This window comes from Paraburkholderia kururiensis JCM 10599 = LMG 19447, assembly GCF_003986935.1.
In the GTDB taxonomy this organism is placed as follows: Bacteria; Pseudomonadota; Gammaproteobacteria; order Burkholderiales; family Burkholderiaceae; genus Paraburkholderia; species Paraburkholderia kururiensis.
Window position 1 is genome coordinate 479,387 of sequence record NZ_RJZE01000001.1, and the last position, 6,828, is coordinate 486,214.

The window sequence follows — 6,828 nt, forward strand, 5'->3', positions numbered from 1 at the left end:
AGAGAGGAACTGACATGAAAACGATCGGGATGACGCGCTTCGCGGCAGCCGCCGCTACGCTTGCCCTGGCATTCGGCGCAACGGCCGCCGCTGCGGCGGAAGTGACTGTCGTCAACTTCGGCGGCGCCAATGGCGACGCGCAGAAGGCCGCCTTCAACCAGCCGTTCGAGGCGCAGACGGGCAACAAGGTGACCGCCGTCGAATACAACGGCGAGCAGGCCAAGGTGAAGGCCATGGTCGAAGCGAAGCACGTGAACTGGGACGTGGTGGAAGTGGAATCGGGCGACCTGGGCCGCGGCTGTGACGAAGGCCTGTACGAGAAGCTCGACTGGTCGAAGATCGCGAAGAAGTCGGATCTCATTCCCGAAGCGCCGCAAACGTGCGGCGCCGGCATTTTCGTGTGGTCCACGGCGCTCGCCTATAACGCCGACAAGCTGAAGACCGCCCCCGCCAGCTGGGCCGACTTCTGGGACGTGAAGAAATTCCCCGGCAAGCGCGGCATGCGCAAGGGTGCGCGCTACAACCTCGAATTCGCGCTGATGGCCGACGGCGTGGCACCGAAAGACGTCTACAAGGTGCTGGCCACGAAGGCTGGCCAGGACCGCGCGTTCAAGAAGCTCGACGAGCTGAAGCCGAACATCCAGTGGTGGGAAGCCGGCGCGCAGCCGCCGCAGTTCCTCGTGGCCGGCGACGTGGTGATGTCCACGGCCTATAACGGCCGCATCAGCGCCGCGCAGAAGGAAGGCAAGAACCTGAAGGTGGTGTGGAACGGCAGCATCTACGACCTGGACTACTGGGCCATTCCCAAGGGCTCGCCGAACAAGGATCTGGCTGAGAAGTACATCGCTTACTCGCTCTCGCCGAAGCCGCAGCAGGAATACGCGAAGCACATCGCGTACGGTCCGGTGAACGTGGCCGCCATCAAGGCGCTCGACGAAAAGACGCTGGAGAACCTGCCGAACTCGCCCGCCAACGGCAAGAACGCAGTGCTGCAAAACATCTCGTTCTGGACCGACCACGGCGACGAGCTGGAGCAGCGCTTCGCGTCGTGGGCGTCGAAGTAAGCAGCAAGTAACCCGCAAGTAACTAGGAAAGACCGGGCGCGGCCGCGCTGCGCCCCGCGCCCGGCAAGCAACGGTGCGAACCTTCGCTGAAAGGCGAACGGTTCGCGCAGTGAAGAGCATGAGAGGAGTCAGGGTGTGACGACGATGACGATGCCCGCCGACGAGGCCGGCGGATCGACTGCGCGGCTCAAGCGCGAGCTGAAGGCGGCCGAGGCGCGCAAGCGGACGATGGCGCTGCTGCTCGTGGCGCCGCTCGCAATTTTTCTGCTGCTGATTTTCGTCGTGCCGATTGCCGCGCTCTTGACGCGCGCCGTGCAGAACCCCGAAGTGGCTACGGCCCTGCCGCACACGATTGGCGTGCTGCACGATTGGGACCGCAAGAGCCCGCCGTCCGACGCCGCCTACGCCGCGCTCGCCACCGACCTCACCGCGATCCAGGACGGCGAGGCGATGGGTGCGCTCGCGCGCCGGCTGAACACCGAGATTCCCGGCTTCCGTTCGCTGGTCGCGAAGACCACGCGCGCGATGCCGCTCACCGACGACGCCGGCCATGCGCTCGCGCCCGCCCAGGTCCACGCGAAAATCGCGGAAATCGACGACCGCTGGAACGACGTCACGTACTGGCAGGCCATCGCGAAGAACAGCAGCATGTACTCGCCGTTCTATCTGCTGGCCTCGCTCGACCATCGCCAGGACGCGTTCGGCCACATCATTCCCGCGGACCCTGATCAGCAGATCTACCTCACGGTGTTCACGCGCACCTTCACGATCAGCGTGGCCGTGACGCTGCTGGCGCTGCTGCTCGGTTATCCGCTCGCGTACTGGATCTCCACGCTCTCGGAACGGCGCGCGAACCTCGTGATGATCCTCGTGCTGATCCCGTTCTGGACGTCGATTCTCGTGCGCGTGGCCGCATGGATCGTGATCCTCCAGGGCGAGGGGCTCGTCAACAAGGCGTTGATGGGCAGCGGCCTGATTTCTTCGCCGCTTTCTTTGCTGTTCAACCGCGTGGGCGTCTATATCTCGATGACGCACATCCTGCTGCCGTTCATGATCCTGCCGCTCTACAGCGTGATGAAGTCGATTCCGCCCACCTATCAGCGCGCGGCAGTTTCGCTCGGCAGTCATCCCTTTGCGGCGTTCTGGCGCGTGTACGTGCCGCAGACGTACCCGGGCATCGGGGCCGGCGCGCTGCTCGTGTTCATTCTTGCGATCGGCTACTACATCACGCCGGCGCTGCTCGGCGGACCGAACGACCAGATGGTCAGCTACTACGTTGCGTACTTCACGAACGTGACGATCAACTGGGGCATGGCGTGTGCGCTCGGCGGGCTGCTGCTCGCGGCAACCACCGTGCTGTACGTGATCTACGGACGCTTCACGCGTTCGCAGCTGAGCCTCGGCTGAACCCGGCGACGGAGAACCATGCAATGAAACTCGCCAGACCCCTGTTCGCGCCGCATACGTCGCTGGTTGAACGCGTGTGGTATTTCGTGCTGCGCGGCATGGCCGTGCTCACGCTGCTGTACCTCGTCATGCCGGTGCTCGCCATCGTGCCGCTGTCGTTCTCGTCGAGCACGTTCCTCGTTTATCCGATGCCGGGCTGGTCGCTGCGCTGGTACGAGAACCTGATCACCTCCGACGACTGGCGCATGGCGGCGAAGAACAGCTTCATCATTGCGCCTTCCGCCACCATCGTGGCGACGGTGCTCGGTACGCTCGCCGCCATCGGTCTCACGAAGGCCGAGTTCCGCGGCAAGGCGCTGCTCATGGCCATCCTCATTTCGCCGATGATCGTGCCGGTGGTCGTGGTGGGCGTCGGCATGTACCTCTTCTTCGCGCCGCTCGGTCTCGCGAATACGTACACGGGGCTGATCCTCGCGCATGCGTCGCTGGGTGTGCCGTTCGTGGTGACTACGGTGGCCGCGACGCTGCAAGGCTTCAATCACAACCTCGTGCGCGCCAGCCTTTCGCTGGGGGCGAATCCGGTGAAGACGTTCTTCCGCATCACGCTGCCCGTCATCGCGCCGGGCGTGATTTCGGGGGCGTTGTTCGCGTTCGCGACGTCGTTCGATGAAGTGGTGGTTACGCTGTTCCTAGCCGGCGCGGACCAAACGACGCTGCCGCGTCAGATGTTCACCGGCATTCGCGAGAACATCACGCCGACCATTGCGGCGCTCGCTACCATCCTGATTCTTTTTTCGACGTCGCTGCTGCTCGCGCTCGAATGGCTGCGTGGCCGCAACGCGGCACGTGCCGTGCGGGCTTGAGGGCCCGCGCTGTCTGCATTGATGGCCTGACCGGCAGAGGCATGACGCCGGTCAGCGCCGCACCCACATGTCTCCGTCTTTGACGTACGAGCGCTTCACCGCAGCCCACGCGATGCGGTGCGCGATCTCTTCGTGGTCGGGGTCGCCCGCGTGCGCGGCGAAGGCGTGATTGAAGGCCTCGCGATAGATGTCCTGCGCGTGAGGCGGCAAGTGATTGCGCACGGATGGCGGAAGGTCGTCGTTCGAGGCGTACGGCATGGCGTGCTCCGTTGGCGAGGGTTGCCTTTCGCTTTGGCGCAACAAGCGCGCCTGAGGCCGCGGCGTAATCGCGAAGGCGGACACGCCGTTTCAGCGCTTCCGCCTTCGGTCGAGGGTTGCCGCCTGTCCGGGTCAGCGCATGTTGCCCGTGTGGCCCAGCGAATAGCGGCCGGGCTGCGGCCACACCGTGAGGCCGTGCGGCTCCATGCCCACGGGAATCGACTTCACCGCGCCCGTGGTCGTGTCGAACGCATAGACCACGTCGTCGAAGCGGCCCGAGAGCCACAGCGTCTTGCCGTCCGCGCTGACGTTGCCCATGTCGGGGCTGCCGCCGCCCGGAATCGGCCAGTTCGCGACGACCTTGCGCGTGGCGAAGTCGATCACAGAGACGCTGCCCTTGCCGTGACGCGGGCCGTGCACGAGGTTCGATCCGCGATTGGCCACATAGAGCTTCGTGCCGTCGCGGCTCGGATAGAGCCCGTGCGTACCCACGCCGGTTTTGACGAAGCCGACCTTCGTGAAGCTGTCGCCGTCCACGACGAATACGCCGTCGGCCATCATGTCGGCCACATAGAAGACCTTGCCGTCCGGCGAGATGCGGATGTCCTGAGGCATGCCCTTGCGGTCCAGTTCCAGGTAGCCCACCACCTTGCGGTTCACGAGGTCGATCTTCGCGAGCTTGCCCCCGAATTCGCAGGTGAAGAGCGCGTACTTGCCGTCGATGGAAAAGTCCGCGTGGTTGATGCCCTTGCACTGCGGCACGTCGAGGCTCGATTTGAGCGCCATGGTGTGCGCGTCGCGAAAGTCGAGGCGCGCGTGCGCTTCGGCTACCACGATGGCTTCCTTGCCGTCGGGCGTGAAGTACATGTTGTACGGGTCGTCGACCAGCACGGCCTTGCCGGGCTTGCCCGTTTTCGGGTCGATGGGCGTGAGGCTGCCGTCGTTACGGCCTTCGGCATTGTTGGCGACCCACAGCGTCTGCAAGTCCCACGAGGGCACGACGTGCTGCGGGCTGCGGCCTACCGGGAATTTATCGACCACCTTGTAGGTAGCGGGGTCGATCACGTAGACGTCGTTGGAGCGCAGGTTCGGCACATAGACGCGCGCGAGCGCGCCCGCGACGGCCGAACTCATGTGACCGGATTCCGCTTCGCTGTACAGGTTGCCGGCGTTCGGCACGGGCGGCATGCCGGGCACGGTGGTGACGGCCGACGTGGTCGACGTGGCCGAAGCCGTGGACGCCGCGACGGCATGGCCGGCTCCGAGGCCGGCGAACGAGGCGGCGGCGAAAGCGGTGAACGCGGCGAAGGCAATGAGCCGGGACCGACGGGAAAAGAAGGGTTGACGCAATTGCATGGTGGAGTCCGTTTGTCGGTTGTTGGATGGGTAGACGGTGGATAAACGGGCGCGTGTGTGCGGCGCAGGGCTTCAGTGGCCTGCGGTCTCTTTCTTGATCGCTTCGATGGTGCGCGAAACGATGGCGTCGGTGCCGAGCTGTCCGAGTTCGACGCTGGAGCGGCGCGGATCGCCGCCGTAGACGCCGTCGGCGGCGCTGGGTTTGGGCGCCGTGCGCAGCTTGTCGAGCCGCACCATCTGCGGCGCGACCGCGAGCAGCAGCGACGTGTCCGCGAGTCCGGCGTGCGTGCCGATCTCGGCATCCGTGACGCCGTGCTGACGCAGGATCTGCGCGTAGCCGTCCGAACTCATGCCGTAATACTCGGCCGGCACGAAGGCGCGCGCGGAGCCGGCCCACGACTTGTTGAGCTGCGCAACCGCGCGCCGGATGTCGTTCTGATACCCACCGTGGTCGCCGAGGAACACGATGTTGGTGAAGCCGTGCACCTTGAAGCTGTTGGCGGCGGACTCGAGCGTCTTCTCGAACACGTCGTCGGGCACGGTGATGGTGCCGGGAAAGCGCATGTGCGAGGTGGCGGGCGCATAGCCGCCTTCGGGCACATAAGCGATCACGGGCGCGACGATGGCGTTGCCGAGACCTTGCGCGATGCGTTCGGCGAGAATCTTCGCGCGCACGTTGTGCTTGCCGAGCGCGACGTAAGGCCCGCTCTGTTCCGTGCCGCCAATGGGAATCAGGATCGTGGTCTTGCCGGCGCGAATCTCGTCGCGCAGTTCGGTCCACGTGAGATCTTCCAGCTGTACCGTTTTGGGCACCTGCGCCACGGCCATGTGCGCAGCGGCGAACGCGAGCGCGGCGGCAATTGTGGCGAGAGCGTGTCGAACTTGAAAGCGCATGAGAAGTCCTTGCGAAGAGGCTTGGGCCGGCGAGGGCGGGGCCGGCCCGATGTCCTGCGACGTTATCACAGTGGTGTATTCGAGCGGACGCCCTGCGGGCTTGTTCGAGATCAAGGGTTGTGCAGGTGGTGGCGCGCTGCGTTCGGTGCCGGAACGGCCTGCGGTGAGCCGCGCCGGGGCTGAATCGCGTGTTGACTTCCCGTTCGCGGAATGTCTAGAATTCCGGCTTCGTCACAAAAGGGGCCGATGCCTTGGACAGTAGCAGTTGTCGATCTTCGAACGGTTTTATCGCCTGACCGGCAAGACGTCCGCGCTCCCTTTTTAAGCCGCCGTCCTGCCAGCAGGCAGACGGTGCGCGTCGCAGTCATTCTCCCCGTGCACCTTTGATTCGCGCCATTTGGCGTGGCGTTCGCATGCCTGCTTGTTGGCTTGCGCGCCGCTACGTGCGGATGGTCCGGCCGCGAGTCCGTTCGTTCGCACGTGTCGCGCTTGTGCCTGAGCGCGTGCTCCGTGCGTACGGCTCTCGTGGAAAACATCAGCCAGCAGCAAGGAGCGGCATAGCGCAGTGTGGGCTCGATGCGAGCCCCGCCCGCGTGGCCACTTGCTGAGCGATTGCCTTTATTGAGTCATGGTGGATTTTCTTTTCAATCCGAACCGCACCGCGAACGCCTCAGCGTGGCGGCTGCTGCCCAACGGCTGGGACTTTGTGGCGTTCCCGCTGATCCTGTGCCTGATCGCGATGGCGGCCATCGGCTTTCACCAGACGCTCGCGCCGATGTCCACGCTGCAGACCCAGGCCATCTCGCTGGACACGTCGATGCTGCCCGAGTACGCCATGCGCACCACGCTGCGCATGCTCGCGGCGATGGTGGCGTCGCTGGCGTTCACCTTCACCTACGGCACGCTGGCGGCCAAGAGCCGGCGCGCGGGCATGGTGCTGGTGCCGGTGCTCGACATCCTGCAGTCGGTGCCGGTGCTGGGCTACA

The 6,828-nt window shown here is 65.0% G+C and carries 6 protein-coding genes and 1 pseudogene; 4 read left to right on the forward strand and 3 right to left on the reverse strand.

The annotated features are described in order from the left end of the window. The first annotated feature begins 14 nt into the window (after positions 1–14). The 3 genes from PKKP23_RS02125 (at position 15) to PKKP23_RS02135 (ending at position 3,334) form a co-directional block, all read left to right on the forward strand. Entirely contained in the window at positions 15–1,064 is a 1,050-nt protein-coding gene (locus PKKP23_RS02125; protein ID WP_017774271.1) for an ABC transporter substrate-binding protein, read from the forward strand. Positions 1,065–1,199: 135 nt separating this feature from the next. Next, entirely contained in the window at positions 1,200–2,471 is a 1,272-nt protein-coding gene (locus tag PKKP23_RS02130) for an ABC transporter permease (RefSeq protein WP_126875603.1), read from the forward strand. A 23-nt stretch (positions 2,472–2,494) separates the two neighbouring features. After that, on the forward strand, positions 2,495–3,334 hold the full coding sequence (locus PKKP23_RS02135; RefSeq protein WP_017774273.1) for an ABC transporter permease: 840 nt from the start codon (positions 2,495–2,497) through the stop codon (positions 3,332–3,334). Positions 3,335–3,385: 51 nt separating this feature from the next. Here PKKP23_RS02135 and PKKP23_RS02140 read toward each other — a convergent pair whose 3' ends face one another. The 3 genes from PKKP23_RS02140 to PKKP23_RS02150 all read right to left on the reverse strand — a co-directional run bounded on the left by PKKP23_RS02140 (position 3,386) and on the right by PKKP23_RS02150 (position 5,842). Beyond that, positions 3,386–3,592, reverse strand: a complete 207-nt coding sequence (locus PKKP23_RS02140; protein ID WP_126875604.1) for a ChaB family protein — start codon at positions 3,590–3,592, stop codon at positions 3,386–3,388. Positions 3,593–3,724: 132 nt separating this feature from the next. Continuing rightward, positions 3,725–4,948, reverse strand: a complete 1,224-nt coding sequence (locus PKKP23_RS02145; RefSeq protein ID WP_240658684.1) for a YncE family protein — start codon at positions 4,946–4,948, stop codon at positions 3,725–3,727. Between the two features lie 72 nt (positions 4,949–5,020). Then, positions 5,021–5,842 carry a creatininase family protein gene (locus PKKP23_RS02150; protein ID WP_126875605.1) on the reverse strand — a complete coding sequence of 274 codons (822 nt, stop codon included), beginning with the start codon at positions 5,840–5,842 and terminating at the stop codon, positions 5,021–5,023. 631 nt (positions 5,843–6,473) lie between these two features. Here PKKP23_RS02150 and PKKP23_RS02155 point away from each other — a divergent pair. After that, a pseudogene (locus PKKP23_RS02155) lies at positions 6,474–6,828 on the forward strand (ABC transporter permease); the annotation flags it as partial.